21 protein-coding genes and 1 pseudogene are annotated in these 18,382 nt (G+C 43.1%); 7 read left to right on the top strand and 15 right to left on the bottom strand.

What is annotated here, in order from left to right:
- From ACYVUV_RS09465 to ACYVUV_RS09455, 3 genes are all read left to right on the top strand, one after another.
- Window positions 1–660 (top strand): ABC transporter ATP-binding protein, encoded by a 660-nt coding sequence (locus ACYVUV_RS09465; RefSeq protein ID WP_439775266.1) that lies wholly within the window; start codon window positions 1–3, stop codon window positions 658–660.
- 127 nt (window positions 661–787) lie between these two features.
- On the top strand, window positions 788–1,063 hold the full coding sequence (gene mazE, locus ACYVUV_RS09460) for a type II toxin-antitoxin system PemI/MazE family antitoxin (RefSeq protein ID WP_279199392.1): 276 nt from the start codon (window positions 788–790) through the stop codon (window positions 1,061–1,063).
- The gene (locus ACYVUV_RS09455) at window positions 1,056–1,421 is read left to right on the top strand and encodes a type II toxin-antitoxin system PemK/MazF family toxin (RefSeq protein ID WP_439775267.1); all 366 of its coding nucleotides are present in this window, start codon (window positions 1,056–1,058) and stop codon (window positions 1,419–1,421) included. The genes mazE and ACYVUV_RS09455 overlap by 8 nt, the downstream gene beginning before the upstream one ends.
- 63 nt (window positions 1,422–1,484) lie before the next feature.
- On the opposite strand, the gene ACYVUV_RS09450 is transcribed toward ACYVUV_RS09455, so the two are convergent.
- From ACYVUV_RS09450 to ACYVUV_RS09410, 9 genes and pseudogenes are all read right to left on the bottom strand, one after another.
- Window positions 1,485–2,795 carry a C1 family peptidase gene (locus ACYVUV_RS09450; protein ID WP_439775268.1) on the bottom strand — a complete coding sequence of 437 codons (1,311 nt, stop codon included), beginning with the start codon at window positions 2,793–2,795 and terminating at the stop codon, window positions 1,485–1,487.
- A 115-nt stretch (window positions 2,796–2,910) separates the two neighbouring features.
- Window positions 2,911–5,090: pseudogene (locus tag ACYVUV_RS09445) on the bottom strand (peptide cleavage/export ABC transporter).
- On the bottom strand, window positions 5,087–5,848 hold the full coding sequence (locus tag ACYVUV_RS09440; RefSeq protein WP_439775269.1) for a LytR/AlgR family response regulator transcription factor: 762 nt from the start codon (window positions 5,846–5,848) through the stop codon (window positions 5,087–5,089). Before ACYVUV_RS09440 ends, ACYVUV_RS09445 begins: the two are co-directional and overlap by 4 nt.
- A gap of 2 nt (window positions 5,849–5,850) precedes the next feature.
- Window positions 5,851–7,203: a GHKL domain-containing protein gene (locus tag ACYVUV_RS09435; protein ID WP_484499280.1), complete on the bottom strand. Its 1,353-nt coding sequence runs from the start codon at window positions 7,201–7,203 to the stop codon at window positions 5,851–5,853.
- A gap of 10 nt (window positions 7,204–7,213) precedes the next feature.
- Window positions 7,214–7,381 carry a hypothetical protein gene (locus ACYVUV_RS09430; RefSeq protein ID WP_484499279.1) on the bottom strand — a complete coding sequence of 56 codons (168 nt, stop codon included), beginning with the start codon at window positions 7,379–7,381 and terminating at the stop codon, window positions 7,214–7,216.
- A gap of 73 nt (window positions 7,382–7,454) precedes the next feature.
- Window positions 7,455–7,676, bottom strand: a complete 222-nt coding sequence (locus ACYVUV_RS09425) for a hypothetical protein (protein WP_439775271.1) — start codon at window positions 7,674–7,676, stop codon at window positions 7,455–7,457.
- Between the two features lie 16 nt (window positions 7,677–7,692).
- Window positions 7,693–8,793, bottom strand: a complete 1,101-nt coding sequence (locus ACYVUV_RS09420) for a glycosyltransferase (RefSeq protein WP_484499278.1) — start codon at window positions 8,791–8,793, stop codon at window positions 7,693–7,695.
- A 97-nt stretch (window positions 8,794–8,890) separates the two neighbouring features.
- Complete coding sequence (locus ACYVUV_RS09415; RefSeq protein WP_439775273.1) at window positions 8,891–9,049, bottom strand: bacteriocin; 159 nt, start codon at window positions 9,047–9,049, stop codon at window positions 8,891–8,893.
- A gap of 206 nt (window positions 9,050–9,255) precedes the next feature.
- Window positions 9,256–9,681 carry an Hsp20/alpha crystallin family protein gene (locus tag ACYVUV_RS09410; protein WP_439775274.1) on the bottom strand — a complete coding sequence of 142 codons (426 nt, stop codon included), beginning with the start codon at window positions 9,679–9,681 and terminating at the stop codon, window positions 9,256–9,258.
- 233 nt (window positions 9,682–9,914) lie between these two features.
- On the opposite strand from ACYVUV_RS09410, the gene greA reads away from it, so the two are divergent.
- A complete protein-coding gene (gene greA, locus ACYVUV_RS09405; RefSeq protein WP_439775275.1) occupies window positions 9,915–10,379 on the top strand; it encodes a transcription elongation factor GreA in 465 nt (154 codons plus the stop codon).
- Between the two features lie 42 nt (window positions 10,380–10,421).
- Here the strand turns inward: greA and ACYVUV_RS09400 are convergent, their stop codons facing one another.
- From ACYVUV_RS09400 to ACYVUV_RS09385, 4 genes are all read right to left on the bottom strand, one after another.
- On the bottom strand, window positions 10,422–10,631 hold the full coding sequence (locus tag ACYVUV_RS09400; RefSeq protein ID WP_439775276.1) for a hypothetical protein: 210 nt from the start codon (window positions 10,629–10,631) through the stop codon (window positions 10,422–10,424).
- Window positions 10,628–11,179: a hypothetical protein gene (locus ACYVUV_RS09395; protein ID WP_484499277.1), complete on the bottom strand. Its 552-nt coding sequence runs from the start codon at window positions 11,177–11,179 to the stop codon at window positions 10,628–10,630. The genes ACYVUV_RS09400 and ACYVUV_RS09395 overlap by 4 nt, the downstream gene beginning before the upstream one ends.
- A gap of 369 nt (window positions 11,180–11,548) precedes the next feature.
- A complete protein-coding gene (locus ACYVUV_RS09390) occupies window positions 11,549–12,019 on the bottom strand; it encodes a hypothetical protein (RefSeq protein ID WP_439775278.1) in 471 nt (156 codons plus the stop codon).
- 135 nt (window positions 12,020–12,154) lie between these two features.
- Window positions 12,155–13,444 (bottom strand): adenylosuccinate synthase, encoded by a 1,290-nt coding sequence (locus ACYVUV_RS09385; RefSeq protein WP_439775279.1) that lies wholly within the window; start codon window positions 13,442–13,444, stop codon window positions 12,155–12,157.
- Between the two features lie 185 nt (window positions 13,445–13,629).
- On the opposite strand from ACYVUV_RS09385, the gene ACYVUV_RS09380 reads away from it, so the two are divergent.
- From ACYVUV_RS09380 to ACYVUV_RS09370, 3 genes are all read left to right on the top strand, one after another.
- Entirely contained in the window at window positions 13,630–14,622 is a 993-nt protein-coding gene (locus tag ACYVUV_RS09380; RefSeq protein WP_439775280.1) for a GMP reductase, read from the top strand.
- A 130-nt stretch (window positions 14,623–14,752) separates the two neighbouring features.
- Entirely contained in the window at window positions 14,753–16,060 is a 1,308-nt protein-coding gene (locus ACYVUV_RS09375; RefSeq protein WP_439775281.1) for a Y-family DNA polymerase, read from the top strand.
- A complete protein-coding gene (locus tag ACYVUV_RS09370) occupies window positions 16,053–16,412 on the top strand; it encodes a hypothetical protein (RefSeq protein ID WP_439775282.1) in 360 nt (119 codons plus the stop codon). Before ACYVUV_RS09375 ends, ACYVUV_RS09370 begins: the two co-directional genes overlap by 8 nt.
- A 65-nt stretch (window positions 16,413–16,477) precedes the next feature.
- Here the strand turns inward: ACYVUV_RS09370 and ACYVUV_RS09365 are convergent, their stop codons facing one another.
- Together ACYVUV_RS09365 and ACYVUV_RS09360 are read right to left on the bottom strand one after the other, a co-directional pair.
- Complete coding sequence (locus tag ACYVUV_RS09365) at window positions 16,478–17,770, bottom strand: nucleobase:cation symporter-2 family protein (RefSeq protein ID WP_439775283.1); 1,293 nt, start codon at window positions 17,768–17,770, stop codon at window positions 16,478–16,480.
- Window positions 17,771–17,799: 29 nt separating this feature from the next.
- Window positions 17,800–18,369 carry a xanthine phosphoribosyltransferase gene (locus ACYVUV_RS09360; RefSeq protein WP_439775284.1) on the bottom strand — a complete coding sequence of 190 codons (570 nt, stop codon included), beginning with the start codon at window positions 18,367–18,369 and terminating at the stop codon, window positions 17,800–17,802.
- Between the last annotated feature and the right edge of the window lie 13 nt (window positions 18,370–18,382).

Here is an 18,382-nt window from a genome sequence, read left to right as displayed (position 1 = left end):
ATGAAAGCATTAGAAGTAAGCCATTTGAACAAATCCTTTGGGAAACGAAAGGTTATTGACAACTTGTCCTTTGATGTTGAAGAAGGAGAATTTGTTGCCATTATTGGTCCGTCTGGGTCGGGAAAATCAACGGTCTTGAATATGGTCGGACTTTTAGAGACAACCGACAGCGGAAGAATTAAGATCTTTGGTCAAGCACTTCCGCGGATTAATAGCCGCCATGCTACCATGTTGCGGCGAAATGAAATTAACTATCTGTTCCAATCATTTGCTTTGGTTTCAGAGATCAGTGTAAAAGATAACCTGTTGATGGGGATGAACTTCGTTAAGAAGAGCAAGGCCGATAAATTAAAAATGATCAAACAGGTATTGCGAGATTTAGACATTGCCTATTTAGAAGATGCCATGGTCAACACGCTCTCTGGTGGTGAGCAGCAGCGGGTATCACTAGCTAGAGCAATTTTGAAGCCAGGTCATCTTGTCTTAGCGGATGAACCAACTGGAGCACTTGACCCGCAGCATGCTGAAGTTGCTTTCCAGGAAATTAAAAGATTACAGACTGAGTACGGTAAGACGATCATTATGGTGACTCATAATATAAAAGAGGCAAGGCAAGCAGACCGGGTAATTGAACTTAAAAATCAGATGACCGTAAACTAAAAAAGTTGTTAGAACTAATTTGCGGTTCTAACAACTTTTTGCTTTGATTTGGAATTCAGTTCTTTATAAGTCAAAATTGTTGTGAATACCGTGAATACCGTTTATACTTAAGGCAGAGGTGATAACAATGGTTGTCAAAGCAAGACATCAAGGTAATTCGTTGGTTTTAACAATCCCTAAGAGTATTAATGCCCAGGCTGATACGGAATACGAAGTTTTCCAAGATGCCAATGGCAATATTGTATATAAGCCAATCAAGAAAGAGATTAAGTACGATATCTGGTCAGATTCTAGCTACGATAATCTGGACTATGATCAGTTGATTGCGGAAGAATATCACGATTTAGGCTATAACCCTCGTGAATTAAAGCCGGTTGGAAGGGAATTACCGAAGGATGATTGACGTTCATCAAGGAGATATAATCATCATCGATGCTGAACCACATGCAGGACATGAAATGGGCGGGCATGATCCACAAAAAGGTAACATTAGGCGGCGCTTTCTGATAGTCAGTCGTGATGTCTATAATGCAAGATCAGGTTTAGTAATTGGTTTGGCACTCACGCATGTACATCGGGAGGATCCCTTTAGGTTTCCAGTAGTTGACTTTGCAAGTAGAACCAATGGTGATGCTTTATTGTTGCAGCTATTATCGTATGACTTCTTAGCTAGAAAAGGCAAAGTTATAGGTCATATCCATGATATGGCTCAATTTGATAATATTCTCACGCAAGTTCAAAATATATTTAAGAAAGAATAATTGAAATCGACCAGTAAAAAAGTTGTTAGAACTAATTTGCAGTTCTAACAACTTTTTGCTTATTTAAATCAAAGAATCCCAAGGATCAAGTTCGATCGGCTGACTCTTGAGCAGGTCCAGAATTTCAGCTGGCACGTGCTTCTTTTGCACGGCAACCTCGTAGGTGTATTCTCTGAACCAGTCAGCGCTCATGGTGAAGTAACCCTTTTCCCCGGACTTGTCGCCCCAGGAGTTTTCTACCTTCCACTTGCGGATGTGGCCGCCATCAATGTCGGCACCGACAATAGCCATGTCGTGAGAAGATTCGCCGATCCCGGTCCGCAGGCGGTCAGCCTTGGACAAGTGGGTGTCAATGCCAAGCAAAGCGTCATATTGGTAAAGCTTTAGGTCCATCATCCCGGTCTTCCGGTCCATTTGCCGGAGGACGTCATTGCCAAACCAGACTGCTTCGCCGCCCTTTAACTGCTCAACCGTGGCCTGTTCCAGGTATTCCATCGGCACATTGATGAAGAGGTTTGGGTAGCCGCCTTGGATGTTGTCTTCAAAGCCCAGGTGGAGGACCCGGTTTAGCGGGTGGTCAGGGGCGTTGGCCAAGACAACGTAGTCATCTAAGTCGGTGTCACAGTATTTTTGGTAAAAGGCAAGGGGAGTGAGGTCCTTGTCTAGGTGGTAATTTTGGTCATCGTCCCGAAATTCCAGGTCAAAGGTCTTAGGAGGCTCTCCCAAGGCCGTAGCCATGATTTGGTAGATATCGCCAAGGAAACGCACCCGGGCAGCTTCTAGGGCCTCTTGATCGTCTTTTTGGGCTAATTCGCGCAAGGCTAGGGCATCTTTACGTTCCTTGTCAGCTAGGATTTGGTCTAAGACGGCGGAGTGTTCGCTATTGAAGCTTTCCGGCATGGCGTAAGTTGGGACGACGCCGTACTTTTTAATTAGGGAGGCGGCCATGTGCCACTGGCCACCGTCGGTTTGGCACCAGTCAAAGTAGCCGCGCACTGTCTGGTCGTCTAAGGGGCGGTCAGCGGTCTTGATGATCCGGTCGTAGAAGTAGTTGGCCCGTTCAATCTTATCCCAGAAGAAGTTGTAGCTTTGGGAAAAAGTGAAGTTCTTGGCCTTGTTCTTCTTGCCAAAGTTGTGGCGGACAACATTTAAGGTTGAAAAGAGCCAGCAGCGGCCGGACTGCTTTTGGTTGGTGACATTGTCAGTGTCCAGCTCTAAAGAAAAGGTGTGGTTGTGCTCAGCGGCAGAGTTGTAGGCCGCTTCTTGGAGGCCCGACCGGCTAACAGCCCGGCTGATGACTTGTTTTTTGGGGTCGGCGTTAAATTGCCGGCTAAATTGGTCCAGCAATTCGGAATTTAATTCGTGCTTAGTCATATATTTTCCTTTCTATTTCTTAGTCAATCTTCTTCAATCTTACGGGAAATATTGCGTATTTTCAATGATTGCTAAATAGTAAAAAAGCACTTCAAGACTTGGAGTGCGTTCATTTCTATGAATTTTTAATTAGGTTGTAGTAGTAACCGTGTTGGTCAAGTAAGTCGTTAGGCTTACCTTGCTCTACGATTTCGCCCTGGTGTAGTACTATGATTCGATCTGATTGTTGTGCGGTAGAAAGATGGTGTGCAATAAAGATAATTGTTTTATCTGGAATTTGGAGTAGATTTCTAACAATTTTAGATTCAGTAATGGTATCAAGGCCACTCGTGATTTCATCAAAAATTAAAACAGTAGCTGATGATAAAAGCGCACGCGCAATTGCAATGCGTTGCTTCTGCCCACCGGATAGCATTTTTCCTTGTTCGTCAAGTTGAGTATCAAACTTAAGAGGCAGGTTATCAATATCTTGAAAGATTTCAGCAACTTTACAAGCATCTATTAATTGTTGCTCTGAGATTGAATTAGGTGAACCGAGTAGAAGGTTGTCTCTAATTGTTCCCGAAAAAATGTTAGAGTTTTGAGGAGTATAGTTAATATAATTGCGGAGTAAGTGATGTTCAATTTTCCTGATAGGGTAATGATTAAATGTCAATTTGCCCTTGCTTGGATAATCAAAGCCAACGAGCAGCTTAGCCAATGTAGATTTACCTGAGCCACTCATTCCAACAATTGTAATTTTTTCGCCCTTTTCAATTTGGAAGTTGATATTTCTCAAGGTATCCTTATTAAAATTGTAGTGATAGAAAACGTCTTGGAGCTGAATAGTTCCATCAATTTGATCGCGGGCAGTAATTGTTGTTGGAGTAAAATTTTCTGGTTTTACAGCATAAACTTCATTTAACCTCTTTTGGGCTACTTGAGCTGATTGGATTGTAGGCTGAAGACCTATAATGTTTTTGATAGACTCGAAAAAATAAATTAGTAGAGAGTTGAAAGCTATTAGCTGACCGATTGACATTGAATGACCGATGATGTCTCTTGAGCCAAACCATAAAATTAGCAGAGTTAAAGAAGTTTCGATAAAAGTTTTTATGGTATTTTGATAAGCAGCCATTTTTCCATATTCAAAATTCTTTTGAAGATAATGAAGGTATTTATCGCTGAGATTTTTCAAATATTGTTGCTCTCCATTAAAGGCTTTGATTGTCTCCATCCCCTCGATACTTTCAATAATTGCAGATGAAACTTCCGAATTGCTCTCCATTTGTTCATTATTGAGTCGATCAAATCTTTTACTAAAGCAGATAATGGCTATCAAAAATAGTGGGATTGAAAGAATAGCCAAAATGAAAAGATGTCTATTCTGAAAGAATAGGATAAAGCTGACAGTAATGATGATGGTTAAGTCGAGAAGGAAGGAGACGGTCAAATTAGCTAAAGCTTCAACGATATGTCCAGTGTCAGAAAAACGTGAAGTGATTTCACCGGTCTTTCGAGTAGTAAAAAAGTTTATTGGTAATTGGAAAAGGTGCTCTAGGTATTTGAAATTTAGCTTGTTAGATAATTTTTGCTCTAGCCGAATTAATAGAAGATTTTGCTCAAAAGAAAAAATAGAACTGGCTATATAAGCTGTTAACAAACTACAAGAAAAGATAGTAATTAAATTGGAATTTCCTCTTGGAATAAGAGTATCAATCAGTTCTTGTAAAAAAAAGAGTTGATAATATCAATTATGGTCACCAGTAGAGATACGGTGATCAACTTAAAAATTAAACTACTTTCTTTTTTATATAATGATGGAAGAAGAGACCAAATGGTAGTGCTTTTTTCGTGCACTTCTTTAAAAGTAGATTGCGGTTTAAAAAGAAGGGCAACTCCAGTCCATTCCTGACTAAATTTTGTTTTAGTAATTTCAATAATTCCGATATTTGGGTCTGGATCAGCAATTAATAATTTTGAGCCCAAATCTTTTAAAACAGTATAGTAATGAAGGAGCTCGTTATCTTTAATTACGTGCACAATTAGTGGATATGTGGTATTTCTAGAATGGAATAATGATAAATCTGCTTTAACAGCAGTAACATCTAAATATAGCTGTTCTGCTGCTTTTACCAAACCAAGTGCAGTGGTACCTTCAATATTTGTTTTGGCTAGATGTCGTAAATGGGCTAAAGTTACATCTGAATGGTAGCTTTTTAAAACCATTGCTAAACAAGCTATTCCACAATCAGTTTCTTCCAATTGAGATATATACGATTTGTGATACTTAATAGAATTAAATAGGCTGATCATTTTGAAAAATATTTTCTAAGCATATGACTGTTTTTTCGTGAATAGTATTGAATATCACCGTTAGGGAAGGTGATTTTGTGCGACTGATAATCAATTTCAGCTTTTTTAGGATTAATTAAGCATGATTGACTGATTTGCAAGAGATAAGGTGCCGTTTCCGCAATTTTGCTGATACTACCGATAAACTGACTAATTCCGTTGGTATGAACAAGTTCTAATTTATGGGAGTTGCCAGTAGTTGAAATATAGTAAATATTATCTGCAGCAATTTTCTTTACTTCATATCCAGCTTTATAAGTAAAGAAGTTTGCAGATTCTGAGCTTGAGTTTTCAAAATAATTAATGGCTGATTTTAAGGTGTCTGAAATACGCGTAGTTAACTCTGCTACATTAGAGCTTTTTACTATATAATCGATAGGCCCCAATCGTCTTTGATAAGTGATGATAGAAAGGTCGGCATGACTTGTAACGAAAATAATCTGAGCTTTTGGATCGTTTTGCTTAATGTATTCTGCTAAGTCAAATCCGTTATCTTTACCAATATTTTTACCAAGCTCAACATCTAGGAAATAGATTCCACCGGTAGGTATTGTCTTCTGTAAAATATTGATAGCACTTTTGTATGTTGTCGCTTGCCCAAATACGTTAAAAGTTACCGAATCGTTATCAGATAATCGAAAAGCAGCGATTAATAGCATGTGCTTAAGCTGACCAATTGTATCTTGATTGTCATCACAAATAAATACTTGATACTTCATAGCTAGTCTATTACCTCATCTATTGGCAGGATGGTTAGATTGAAAATAAACCAAGTATCCTTGATATGATAGTCAATTATGACATTGTCGTATTTTTGAGAAAATTGCTTAACGTTTGCTAATCCGAGGCCAGGATGTTGCTTTTTAGTCGTGTATCCTTTTTCAGTTAACTGACTCAAAGTAATATCAGAATTAGGAATTCGATTTCTGATCATAAACTCAAAGTCGTCATGATCTTGATAATACATGGCTTCAATTCGTAAGTCTTGTTTCTGAAGGAAATTGGAGTTAAAATAACCCGTTTCTGCCTCAATTGCGTTGTCAAAAGTAATACCAATCACTCTCACCAAATCAAGTAAATCGATATTTTGGGGAATTTCATAAATTTCGGATTCACATCCAAAGCTATATAAAATTCCTAAATTGTACATTTGTGTCAGTTTGCTAAATACTATACTTTTAAGTTCTTTTATATGAATATGATTTAAGTTTTTGTACTTTCGTAATGCTTCTTCGTTAAAATGACTATTTGTATATTCACTTAATTTGTCAATAACGCCTTTGACATTGCCTTCTTGAGCGTCAATTTTTAAGCTATTAAGAATGTTTTGATAATCATGCTTAAACCTGCGAAGATCATCCTCGTTTTGATCTAGATAAGATGAGTATTCTTCTAGTTCCTGCTTTTCCTGGAGCAGTTCTTTTTGTTGAGTATGGGAAAGCAACTTCTTTTGTATTTCGACTAAAGAAATATACATGATCAAAATAAAAATCGATTGCAAAAACAATAAAGCTAAAGATACAATGATGACCTCGGTTGGTTTGGTATCGCTTAAAACATACGCGTTAAGAACCATCGAACTAATATATATATACGCCAAAACACCAATAAAAACTTTTTTATTGGTGCTAGTTAGGTTAGTAATGATTTTGGGAATAATTTTAAGGAGTAGTAGGTAACTAATAATAATAATCGCAATATTAGTAAAAAAATCTAAATTACTAGAGTCCAAAATGGGAAAGAGAAAAAGAATTAAGTTAGAAAGGATGATAGTAATGGAGTCAAAAATTCCTAGGAAAAGCGCAGCACCTAGAATTAGAAATTTATCTTTTGTGTTTCTTAAACCAAGTAGTGTGAAGAAAAGAATTTCTACAATTGTAATCGAAATATTGACGACTACATTAGACGGGATTAATACGGAGGCTATAAAGCAAAAAATATAAAAAGCAGTGACAAGAATTTTCTGGGATGACGTAAACTTGACCATAGATATTTTGGTAAAAATAGATAAATCTACAATCAAACTTAGTATAATATTGGCAAGTATGCTAAATAATTCAAATGTATTGTTCATTGATATTTACTCATTGCTTTCTAAAAGCTTTAACTAAACTCTTGTATAATTGGTGGCTTTTCTTATCAGTATTAAAGCCCCGTATGTTAATAAAGTTGGTAGTAATATAAGCAGAAAGCTGAGATTGTGTAGTACCGCCCTTAATTTTTCGAAGCTCTGTTTTATCTAATTTTTTCATAAAAAGATTCCTCACTCTAATAAAAAATAGCGTTACCTAGGTAGTTACCTAAATAATACTATTAATGATCAATTTATAGCATTGAAATTACAGAAACAATAATTAAAATAGCGCCAACTAGTGACAAGATGCCTGCTCCAATATATCCACTCCATAGAGCAAATCCCCACCATTGATCATTAGAATAATTGCTACTATTTGTTTTTAACTCAAGATACTTCTTAGTTTGTTTAAAAGCAAAAGCACCACCTACAATAAGTAGCAAGCCAACTACTAACAGAATTACATATTCCATAACCGTGTTCTCCTATTTACAATAGAAAATCTATTTCACTATCTAATAACTCTTTATACTCTGGATTATCAATATTTTCAACAAGATTTTTGGCGCTAGAATACTCGCCAATGTTAATTAGTAATTTTATTAAAGCAGGTATTACTGAATCTTCGGTTCCCTGAGATTCTTCCTCTACCTTGTCAAGATTTGATTCATATTGTCTTAGACACTTGTTGACGAATTTTAAGGTAGACCTGTTTCTGGTTTCATTTAATATATTGCTTGCAGAGATAAATATTGCTAAAAAGTTCGCATCATAGGGAAATTTCTTCATAGCCGCCTTTGAGCATTCTATAGATTCGTTAAGTTTCCCATCTGACATCAGTAAAAGAGCGTATCTTGCCAAAAGATATTTTAGCCATTTGCTGCCTTGAATGTTGCTATCTGAAAAGTTATCTGCTTCGTTACTAAATATAAACTTTTTAAGATGCTTTATATAATATTTTTTAGATATAAATCCAAGCTCAATGTAGTCTTGAGAGATCATTGCAACCCAACGTGGATTATTGGGTTCTTGGTCTATCTGATGCAATAGTAGTTTTGAGTATCTTTCAGCCTTATTAAATCTTACGATTTCTTGAGGGCTGTTTCCCTTGTTTACTATGCAAAGATTGGAGTCAACGATATCTAATTTACCTTTTATGGTTATTAGCTCTTCATGTACGCAACCATGATACCTTATAAAGTCATCCTTTTTGAATAGAACCTTTTTCCTCACAAAGGAATTGCCATTGTATGATTTTATTTTTATAGTACAAACAGGTGCTGAACTAGTTTGATCTAGATAGTATAGAAAATCTTTTAATTCATGACTAGTACAGAGTGAATTATCGAACACTTCGTCAGAATCAATGATAAAAGTCCAGCCTGCTGGAATGAACTTTAAGCATTCGTTTCTCATATAAGCATAGTTTTCTCGCCAAGGAACTTGATAAAGATGAGCTTTAGAGAAATTTTCTTTAACGACCTGAATAGTATTATCAGTAGATCCTGTGTCTACAACTACAATAGAGTCACAGTAATTGTCTATTGATCTTAGTGCCTCTAGAATGTTGTGCTCCTGATTTTTAGTCATTATTAAACCTGTTAAATGAAGATTGTATTCAGAATTGGTTTGATAGAACTCTGTATAATTGTTGGATTCAGGTCTCTTAAATTTGATCATATTATTATTAGTGGTGGTGCTTCCAGTTAATTGAACCTGGCTCTGCTAGTTCACCAATTAGTCCACTGATTCCGTTGGACCACTTTACCCAACTTGGTTGCTTTTTCTTACCGCCCTTGACTTGTTTTAATTCGTTTTCGGACATTATTTTTAGTAACTTTTCCATAGTTAAACCCTCCCGGTCACAAATTGAATTTGGATGATCTTCTGATCACAATTGTTATTATAATGCGATTAATTGAGAAGAAACCAAATTTGCCTAAGCGGTCAATTTTGATGCTTAAATGGCATCTTTTCACAATTTCACAAGTTTTATACTGAAATTTTTAGCAAAAAAAGAAGCCCTCGCGGGCTTCTCTAAGCGCTCTGGGCTTATTCGATAGTAATCGTGTCTTCGTTTTCTTCTGGAGCACTCTTTGGCAGGGTAACCGTCAAAACGCCTCCGTCAAGCTTGGCGCTGATGCCTTTCTTGTCAACGTTCGGCAGGCTGAAGCTTCTGGAAACTGACCCTTCGCTGCGTTCCTGGCGCAGGAGGTTCTTCTTCTTGTCGCTGTCATCCTTGAAAGTGCTGCGGTGGCCGGAAATCGTCAAAATCCCGTCAGTGTAGGAGAGGTGGATGTCATCCTTGCTCATCCCCGGCACGTCGACCTTGACGGTGTATTCGTGCTCATCTTCAGCAACGTCTGATTGCAAAATGTTTCTGAAAGCGTGGCTGTCCAAGAAGTCCTTGGAGTTGTCGAGCCAGCCGCCCATGTGATCGAACAAGTCGTTGTAACGGTTCATTAAATCATTAGTCATAATCTAAAACTTCCCTTCAACAAATTATTCTATTCAAACTGCTTTTTACAAACAGAGGCAGGAAGAGAAGCGGTGGATCCGCTTTCTTTCCCGACAACTATATTATAGTCCCTTTTTGGAAAAATGGAGCAATTAGCACTCAACTTTTTTGACTGCTAAATAAATTTTTTTGGCAAAAAGACCTGGGCGGGCTATAATGATTTAAAAATAGAAGTGAAAGGCGACTGGCTAGCATGGTATATTATCAGAAAATGACCCCCGAGGGCTACAAGCAGATTGAAGACGAGATCGCGGCCTTGAAGGCTGACCGGCCCCGCCGGGTGCAGAACCTAAAGGAGGCCCGGGCCCTGGGCGACTTGTCCGAAAACACTGAATATTCAACCGCTAAAAGAGAACTCCGCCACCTGGACAGCCGGGTCCGCTACTTGAACAAGCAGCTGAAATACGCGGAAGTAATTGAGGTGGTCAATGACGGCAAGGTCAACCTGGGAAAAAATGTCACCATCCGCTATGAAGACGATGGGGAAGAGGAAAGCTACAAGATCGTGGGCCGGATGGAAGAGGCTGTAGGCGATGGCAAGCTGCCCTTTGACAGTCCTTTGGGCCACGCCCTCATGCACCGCAAGGCTGGGGATGTGGTGACGGTTGAAGCGCCGATGGGAGACTACCAAGTCACCATCCTCAGTGTGGAAAATTAAAATGGAAAACCGTCTAGCTCTAAGCTAGACGGTTTTTGCGTGTTATTTTTTGTTGAGCTTGTAGAAGAAGTAGATAGAGTCAATAAAGAAAACGATCCCAATAAGAGCTACTTCCCAAATGTCTTTAGCAAGAAAACCATATTTTTTCCACAACATAATGTCAGTTGTGGTAATGCCGGTTGCAAAACTAGCAATGAAGGCACAAAGGCTAGTAGCAATTTTACCTTCTAGAATTTCTTTCAGCTTTTTCATAGTACTTTCTTGTACACCCACTTTACAGATTGCAAATGTTTTCTAGCTGAATCCTTATAAGTGTAAGTCTTCCAAGCATAGTATTCATAACCCTTGGTACAGTAAATCTTTACTGTATACCACTTCTCTTTTGGTCTCTTTCCAAAATTAATAACATATAATTCACGTAAGAAATTGATTCCTTCGACATAAGGCCCTACTCCTGGAATTAGGGTTAACAACGTAGATAGTATGAACTTTCCACTCTCAGTTATTTTTCTTACGGATTCGCTATTATATTTCTGAGTATCTAGATAGTAGTATTTTCTTCCAGCATGTCTAAAAGCAACTTTGCCATTTGCGTAGCTGAAGTTGATAAACGGGCTGAAAATACTGCTACTTTGAGAAGACGGTACCTGGCTATTGTTGATATCGATAGAGCAAACTTCATCGCCATCTAAATAGATGGTGTAGATCCCATCTGCATTGGTAATTTTGTAAGAGTGTTCCTCACCGTTGTATCTTACCTTGCCGCTCATTCTTGAAGGATCATCTGGCAAGATTTGCATTGTTTCTCCTGATTTTGTGGTTATGTTTTGCCATTTGTTGTCTGATGATCCCTATGAAGAATTGTTAGTTGAACTAGTAACTTGCACACTGCTTGTTGTAGTAGATGCATTTACCACGGTTGGAATTGTTGCTTGCAAAAGAGTTGTAGCAGAAAGGCCAGTTGCTAGTCCAATTGCGATTAATTTGCTTAGTTTTTTCACTTTTTACCTCCGAAAAATTACATTTCCAACAAATATAGTATAGCACTTACATTGCGGAAAGGAAGCGCTCTTTTGGAAAGGATATTTTGGAAAAAGTAGGCAATCATCCCAGTGTGGATAACTAAAGTGGAAAACCCGTCTGGCTTAGAGCTAGACGGGTTTTGTGTGTTATTTTTTGTTGAGCTTGTAGAATTCTTCAATTGAAAAGCCAAAAGAGAAAATGGCGATTATGGCCAATTCAATGGTTGGATCATAATTGCTTGTGCTTCTATTCCAAAAGGCGATAGCCCCAACTGCAAAGCCAGCAAATAAAGAATCAGAAAACGCAATAATTCTCAAACTTCCCTTTCCAGTTAAAATATTCCACAATCTCTCTCTAAATTTATTAGTAGTCAACTTGACTTTTACCTTGTTTAACTTGTAGAGCTTGTATGTGCCATAGATACCATAGAACAAGAGGATAAGTCCGCAGATAATAGCTTCGGCTATGGAGCTGTTATGATAACCGCCCTTGAGCCCTAAGGCAACAGTCGCTGCCGCAAAACCAGCTATGAAGGTAGTAGAAAAGGTAAAGATACTTAGAGCGATTTTACCATTTAGTACATCCTTTACGGATTGAAAAAGATTTTTGCTTTTCATGATAAAAACATCTCTTCCAAATAATATTATTTACGCCTCTATGGTAGCACTTTCTTCAAGTAAAACAAGATAAAACATTTTTTGCCAAAATAAAGAACCCCGTCAAAGACGAGGCACTTAGTAGATATTAATTTTTTACAAAGTCCATGGGTCTTGCAAAACGATGGTTTGTTCCCGGTCAGGACCAACAGAAACAGTCACAACTGGTACGCCAGTGATTTCACTGATCCGCTTGACGAAGGCCTGAGCCTTTTCTGGCAGGTCTTCCCAGCTCTTGGCGCCGGTGATGTCTTCTTCCCAGGCTGGCAGTTCTTCGTAAACTGGCTGGCAAGCTTCAACTTCCTTCAAGTTGGCTGGGTAGTAGTCGATTTGCTTGCCGTTCAAGTCGTAGGCCACGCAGATCTTAATCTTGTCAAAGCCGCTGAAGACGTCTAACAGGTTCAAGCTCAAGGCGTTGATGCCGGCTACGCGCTTAGCGTGACGGAGGGCAACTGAGTCAAACCAGCCAACCCGGCGCGGACGGCCAGTAACAGTGCCGTATTCGTGGGCGATGTCCCGGATCTTGTCGCCGGTTTCATCGTGCAGTTCAGTTGGGAATGGGCCGGCACCAACTCTGGTAGTGTAGGCCTTGCAGATGCCCAGGACAGTCTTGATCCGGTTGGCCCCGATCCCGCTGCCGGAAGCGATCCCGCCGGAAACTGAGTTAGAAGAACTTACGAATGGGTAGGTACCCTGGTCGATGTCCAACATGATCCCTTGGGCACCTTCAAAGAGGACCTTTTCGTCCTTGTCCAGGGCGTCGTTGACGTAGAGGGAAGTGTCGCAAACGTACTTGGCGATCCGCTTGCCGTATTCAACGTACTTGTTGTAGATTTCGTCAAAGTCCATGGCTGGCTTGCCGTAAACCTTGGTGAAGAGGGCGTTCTTGCTTTCCAGGTTGAAGCGGAGCTTTTCAGCAAAAGTTTCCGGATCGATCAAGTCGCAAACCCGGATGCCGATTCTGGAAGCCTTGTCCATGTAAGTTGGCCCGATCCCGTTCTTGGTGGTGCCGACCTTCAGGCTGCCCTTGGCTTCTTCTTCATAAGTGTCTTGCATTACGTGGTAAGGCATGATGACGTGAGCGCGGTTGGAGATCTTCAAGTTGCTGGTGTCGATCCCGCTCTTTTCCAAGTTGTCCAGTTCGCCCAAGAGGACTTCAGGGTTGATAACCACCCCGTTGCCGATCACGGCGCCCAATTTAGCCGCGAAGATCCCGGATGGAATCAAGCGCATCTTGAATTCCTTGCCGTCAAAGTCGATCGTGTGGCCAGCGTTGTTGCCGCCGTTGGCGCGAACTGACAGGTCTGCCGTCGTCCCTAAAAAGTCTGTAATCTTACCCTTGCCTTCGTCGCCCCATTGGCTGCCGACAACTGCGATTGATGTCATTTTTTCACCTCAAAAAAATATCTCGTAGAACTTACGTTAGAAAGGTTAGCATTAACTTGGCAATTAGTCAACAAAAATCCGAATAATATTTTCAGAATGTTCGTGAATGGTTCGAATAAGCCTTGACTTTTAAGGCAAATGTCAGTAAAGTATCAAAGGTACTTTAAAAAAGGAGCTGGCAAAAAATGAGCAATTATTTCAGCATGGAAGCTTTTGACTATGATGATATCCAACTGGTGCCCAACAAGGCCATCGTGAAGAGCCGGAAGGAATGTGACACGAGCGTCAAGTTTGGAAACCGAACTTTCAAGATCCCAGTCGTTCCCGCCAATATGGAAAGCGTCATTGACGAAGACCTGGCGGTCTGGCTGGCCCAAAACGGCTATTACTATGTCATGCACCGCTTCCAGCCCGAAAAGCGGGCCGACTTCATCAAGATGATGCATGAGAAGGGACTTTTTGCATCGATTTCCGTCGGCATCAAAGACGATGAATATGACTTTATCGACGAACTGGTGGAAAAGGACTTAATCCCGGAATACACCACGATCGACGTGGCCCACGGGCACTCAGTCTACGTGATCGACATGATCAAGTACATTAAGGAAAAAATGCCGGACACCTTCCTTACGGCCGGCAACGTGGCAACGCCAGAAGCCGTCCGGGAACTGGAAAATGCCGGCGCTGACGCTACCAAGGTCGGGGTTGGCCCGGGCAAGGCCTGCATCACCAAGCTCAAGACCGGTTTCGGGACTGGCGGCTGGCAGCTGGCTGCTCTCAGAATGTGCAGCAAGGTGGCCAGAAAGCCTTTGATCGCTGACGGGGGGATCCGCCACAACGGCGACATCGCCAAGTCTGTCCGCTTCGGGGCCAGCATGGTCATGATCGGGTCAATGCTGGCCGGGCATGAAGAATCCCCGGGCAACGTGATCAAGATCGACGGCAAGACCTACAAGCAGTACTGGGGTTCAGCCAGTGAAGTGCAAAAGGGTGCCTACCGCAACGTTGAAGGCAAGCAAATGCTGGTCCCTTACCGGGGCAGCATCGCTGACACCTTGGAAGAAATGAAGGAAGACCTGCAGTCTTCTATCTCTTATGCCGGCGGCCGGGACCTGGAATCAATCAAGCGGGTCGACTACGTCATCGTGAAGAACACGATCATGAACGGCGACTATTAAACTGAATTTTTTGAAAAGAGGCTAAGGCCTCTTTTTATTTTTGGTTTTATTTTCTGTTCGCTTGCTTTTTAGAACAAAGGTTCGATATAATTCTATTAGAACAAACGTTCAAGTAAGGAAGTGGATTTTGATGTACGATTACCGCTATGAGCCCCACCGGGTTATTTTCATGATCGACAACAAATCTTTCTATGCCTCCTGCGAGGCTCTGCGCCTGGGGCTGAACCCGATGGAAGTCGCTTTAGCCGTCGTGTCTCAGCAGCCGGGGACTGACTGGGGCAGCGGCCTAATCATGGCTGCCTCGCCTTTGGCCAAGAAAAAGTATGGCCTGAGCAATGTCATGCGGGCCAGAGACCTGCCGCCTAAAGACCAGGCACCGGACCTGATGCTGGTTGAGCCGCATATGAATCTTTATATCAAGCGGAGCATGGAGGTTTTGCAGATTTTCCGCAAGTACGCGGCGGATGAGGACATCCATGTCTATTCGATTGATGAAAGCATGATCGACATGACCGAGTCCTGGCACTTGTTTGGGGATGATCCTTATTTGGTGGCCCGCAAGATCCAAAAAGACATTCACGACAGCCTGGGCCTGTACACGACTTGCGGGATTGGAGAGAACCCGCTTTTGGCCAAACTGGCCATGGATATTTCCGCCAAGCACCGGACTTCAATGATTGCCTGCTGGCATTATATCGACGTGCCCGATACCATCTGGAAGATTCCCAAGCTGGAAGATGTCTGGGGGATCAATGTCCGGACGGCCAACCGCCTGCGCCGGCTGGGGATCAACAATATGTACGACCTGGCCCACAGCGATCCGGCAGTTTTGAAGAAGGAGTTCGGGCTGATCGGCGAGCAGCTTTTTGCCATGAGCTGGGGGGTGGACCGGAGCATTATCAAGCAGAAGTACCGGCCCAAAAGCAAAAGCTACGGAAACTCCCAAATCTTGAACCGGGACTATGAGGACCAGCGGGAAATCGAGATCGTCATCCAAGAAATCGGTGACCAGGTCGCGGCCAGAATTAGGGCTCACCATCTGCTGGCGGGCCGGGTCAGCCTCTATGTCGGTTACGCTGACTATGAAGCCGATCCAGTTGGCTTCAGCATTCAAGAGAAGATCACACCGACTGATATTTCCAGCGATTTGGTGGCCAAGCTCTGGGCCCTTTTTAGAAAAAAGTGGCGGGGGCAGGCCGTCAGACGGCTAGGGGTGACCTACAGCAATTTAGCGCCGGCCGGCTGCCAGCAGCTGACTTTTTTTCTGCCTCCAGCCGAGCAGATCAAGCAGCAGAAGCGGGACCAGGTAGTCGACAAATTACGGAAGAAGTACGGCTTTGCCAGTGTCGTCAGAGCCTCCAGCCTTTTGCCAGGGGCCACGGCAATCGCCAGAAGCCGCCTGGTCGGCGGTCACAATGGGGGCAACGCCTATGAGTAAGGAGTTTGACCAGCGGGTGACGGATTTTTTTGCTCATTATCAGGACCGGGGGATGAAGAAGTGGGCGGGCTTTTTCCTAAGCGACCACACGGCCATGATCAATAAAGAGACGCGGGAACGGATTGTTCCAGAACGGGCAGAGATGAGCCGGGAAGAGTGTGGGAAGGTGCTGGGCCTGGCTTTTAGCCGCCAGCAGGCGGTGATTGTTCAGCTAAAAGAAGTAGATGAAAACGGGAAGCGGCCAGAAGAAATAGTTGGTTTTGTCCGGGGCTATACGGAAGACAAGGTCGTTATCGATGAACATGTCATTGCTTTAGACGACTTGCGCTGCGTCCTGCTTTTAGGCGATTAAGGATAAGATAAAAAGCCTCTTCACTTGTTTGGTGAAGAAGCTTTTAGTCTGATTATCAGCAAAAGTTAGTTTTCGTCCAGGCCCTTTTTGCCCTTGAAGACCAAGTTCAAAAGGACGGAAGAGATTGAGGCGATGACGATCCCGTTTTCCAGGAAGAGCTGCAGTTCGCTTGGCAGAGCCTGGAAGATGGTTGGGTAAACGGAGACGCCTAAGCCCAGACCCAGGGAGATAGCCACGATCAAAAGGTTGTGGTTGTCGCTGAAGTCGACCTTGAGCAGCATCTTGATCCCCTGTACGGCGATGGAGGAGAACATGACCACCATGGCCCCGCCCAATACGGCCGTTGGCATGATGGTGACCAGGGCGCCGACTTTTGGCAAAAGGCCCATGGCCATCAAGAGGCCGGCTGCCCAGTAGATCGGTCGCTTGGACCGGATGCCGGACAATTGCAGCAGGCCGACGTTTTGGGAGAAGGTGGTGTAAGGGAAGGTGTTGAAGAGGCCGCCGAAGATTTGGGCCAACCCTTCAGCCCGGTAGCCCCGCTTGAGGTCATCTTCCGTGATGTCTTTGCCCAAAAGGTCGCCTAAGGCGAAGAAGACCCCGGTTGATTCAACCATGGAGACCAAGGCGATGATCATCATAGTCAAGCTGGATGACCATTCAAACTTTGGCAAGCCAAAGTAGAAGAATTGCGGGAAGTGCAGCCAGGCTGCCTGGGAAACTGGGGTAAGGGAAACCATACCAAGGCAGGCAGCCAGGAGAGTGCCAACGATGAGGCCGATCAAGACGGAAATTGAGGCGATGAAGCCCTTGGCGAAGGCTTGCAGGGCCACGATCACTAAGATAGTGACGAAGCCGACCAGGAGGTTCTTGGGGTCACCGAAGTCCTTGGCAGTGACGGACCCGCCGCCCAGGTTCTGGATGCCGACTGGAATCAAGGTCAGACCGATCGTGGTGATCAAGGTCCCGGTGACAACTGGCGGGAAGAGCTTTTTGATTTTTGAAAAGACCCCGGCGATGAGGAAGACGAAGACCCCGGCCACGATGATCGACCCGTACATGGTGCCGATGGAGTACTTCTGCCCGATCATTTCCAAAGGAGCAACAGCCTGGATGGCGCAGCCTAAAACGACTGGCAGGCCGATCCCGAAGTAGCGGTTGCGCATCAGCTGCAAGAGGGTAGCCAGGCCGCACATGAAGATGTCGATGGAGACCAGGTAGGTCAATTGCTCTGAGTTAAAGTGCAGGGCATTGCCGATCAAGATCGGGACAGCCACAGCCCCGGAGTACATGGCCAAAAGGTGCTGCAGGCCCAGGACGAAAGAGCGGCCTTGTGAAGGTTCTTGTGTTTGATCCATTTTTATTTGATAACTCCCACTGTCAAAAATTAGTTGAAAATGACTTGCCCGTCGGCGAATTCCTTGATGCTGGCCAAAGCTTCCAGGTGGTAGCCGTGGTTGACCAGCCAGTCATGGCCGCCCTGGAAGGCCTTTTCCACGACAACGCCCACGCCGACTACTTCAGCGCCGGCTTGTTCAGCCAGGGAGATCAAGCCCTTGGCTGCTTCGCCGTTGGCCAGGAAGTCATCGATAACCAGGATGCGGTCATTTGCGTCAAGGAACTTGGCTTCAACGGAAATGGTGTTGGTAACTTGCTTGGTGTAGGAGAAGACTTCCGCGGTGTAGACTTCGTCAGTGACGGTTGAAGGCTTCTTCTTTCTGGCAAAGACCATCGGCACGCCCAAGCAGTAGGCTGCCATGATGCCGGGAGCGATCCCGCTGGCTTCAGCGGTGAGGACCCGGGTGACGCCAGCGTCCTTGAAGAGGCGGGCAAATTCCTGGCCCAGGGTCATCATCAATTGTGGATCGATCTGGTGGTTCAAGAATGAGTTGACCTTCAAGACGTCGCCTGGTAAAACGACGCCATCCTTCTTAATGCGTTCTTCTAAAAGTTCCATGTGACTCCTTCCA

The sequence above is a fragment of the Lactobacillus sp. WILCCON 0149 genome, assembly GCF_057197965.1.
Note: the sequence above shows the minus strand (reverse complement) of the source record. Positions and strands in the feature narration are given on the sequence as shown.

What these genes read in the sequence shown, in the direction of transcription:
- ACYVUV_RS09465 (WP_439775266.1), top strand. Translation starts at nt 1, where the DNA reads ATGAAAGCATTAGAAGTAAGCCATTTGAACAAATCCTTTGGGAAACGA.
- ACYVUV_RS09400 (WP_439775276.1), bottom strand. Translation starts at nt 10,631, where the DNA reads ATGAAAAAGCTGAAAGAAATTCTAGAAGGTAAAATTGCTACTAGCCTT.
- ACYVUV_RS09385 (WP_439775279.1), bottom strand. Translation starts at nt 13,444, where the DNA reads ATGACATCAATCGCAGTTGTCGGCAGCCAATGGGGCGACGAAGGCAAG.
- ACYVUV_RS09395 (WP_484499277.1), bottom strand. Translation starts at nt 11,179, where the DNA reads ATGCAAATCTTGCCAGATGATCCTTCAAGAATGAGCGGCAAGGTAAGA.
- ACYVUV_RS09425 (WP_439775271.1), bottom strand. Translation starts at nt 7,676, where the DNA reads ATGGAATATGTAATTCTGTTAGTAGTTGGCTTGCTACTTATTGTAGGT.
- ACYVUV_RS09375 (WP_439775281.1), top strand. Translation starts at nt 14,753, where the DNA reads ATGTACGATTACCGCTATGAGCCCCACCGGGTTATTTTCATGATCGAC.
- mazE (WP_279199392.1), top strand. Translation starts at nt 788, where the DNA reads ATGGTTGTCAAAGCAAGACATCAAGGTAATTCGTTGGTTTTAACAATC.
- ACYVUV_RS09360 (WP_439775284.1), bottom strand. Translation starts at nt 18,369, where the DNA reads ATGGAACTTTTAGAAGAACGCATTAAGAAGGATGGCGTCGTTTTACCA.
- ACYVUV_RS09390 (WP_439775278.1), bottom strand. Translation starts at nt 12,019, where the DNA reads ATGAAAAGCAAAAATCTTTTTCAATCCGTAAAGGATGTACTAAATGGT.
- ACYVUV_RS09430 (WP_484499279.1), bottom strand. Translation starts at nt 7,381, where the DNA reads ATGAAAAAATTAGATAAAACAGAGCTTCGAAAAATTAAGGGCGGTACT.
- ACYVUV_RS09455 (WP_439775267.1), top strand. Translation starts at nt 1,056, where the DNA reads ATGATTGACGTTCATCAAGGAGATATAATCATCATCGATGCTGAACCA.
- ACYVUV_RS09410 (WP_439775274.1), bottom strand. Translation starts at nt 9,681, where the DNA reads ATGACTAATGATTTAATGAACCGTTACAACGACTTGTTCGATCACATG.
- ACYVUV_RS09415 (WP_439775273.1), bottom strand. Translation starts at nt 9,049, where the DNA reads ATGGAAAAGTTACTAAAAATAATGTCCGAAAACGAATTAAAACAAGTC.
- ACYVUV_RS09365 (WP_439775283.1), bottom strand. Translation starts at nt 17,770, where the DNA reads ATGGATCAAACACAAGAACCTTCACAAGGCCGCTCTTTCGTCCTGGGC.
- ACYVUV_RS09370 (WP_439775282.1), top strand. Translation starts at nt 16,053, where the DNA reads ATGAGTAAGGAGTTTGACCAGCGGGTGACGGATTTTTTTGCTCATTAT.
- greA (WP_439775275.1), top strand. Translation starts at nt 9,915, where the DNA reads ATGGTATATTATCAGAAAATGACCCCCGAGGGCTACAAGCAGATTGAA.
- ACYVUV_RS09450 (WP_439775268.1), bottom strand. Translation starts at nt 2,795, where the DNA reads ATGACTAAGCACGAATTAAATTCCGAATTGCTGGACCAATTTAGCCGG.
- ACYVUV_RS09435 (WP_484499280.1), bottom strand. Translation starts at nt 7,203, where the DNA reads ATGAACAATACATTTGAATTATTTAGCATACTTGCCAATATTATACTA.
- ACYVUV_RS09420 (WP_484499278.1), bottom strand. Translation starts at nt 8,793, where the DNA reads ATGACTAAAAATCAGGAGCACAACATTCTAGAGGCACTAAGATCAATA.
- ACYVUV_RS09380 (WP_439775280.1), top strand. Translation starts at nt 13,630, where the DNA reads ATGAGCAATTATTTCAGCATGGAAGCTTTTGACTATGATGATATCCAA.
- ACYVUV_RS09440 (WP_439775269.1), bottom strand. Translation starts at nt 5,848, where the DNA reads ATGAAGTATCAAGTATTTATTTGTGATGACAATCAAGATACAATTGGT.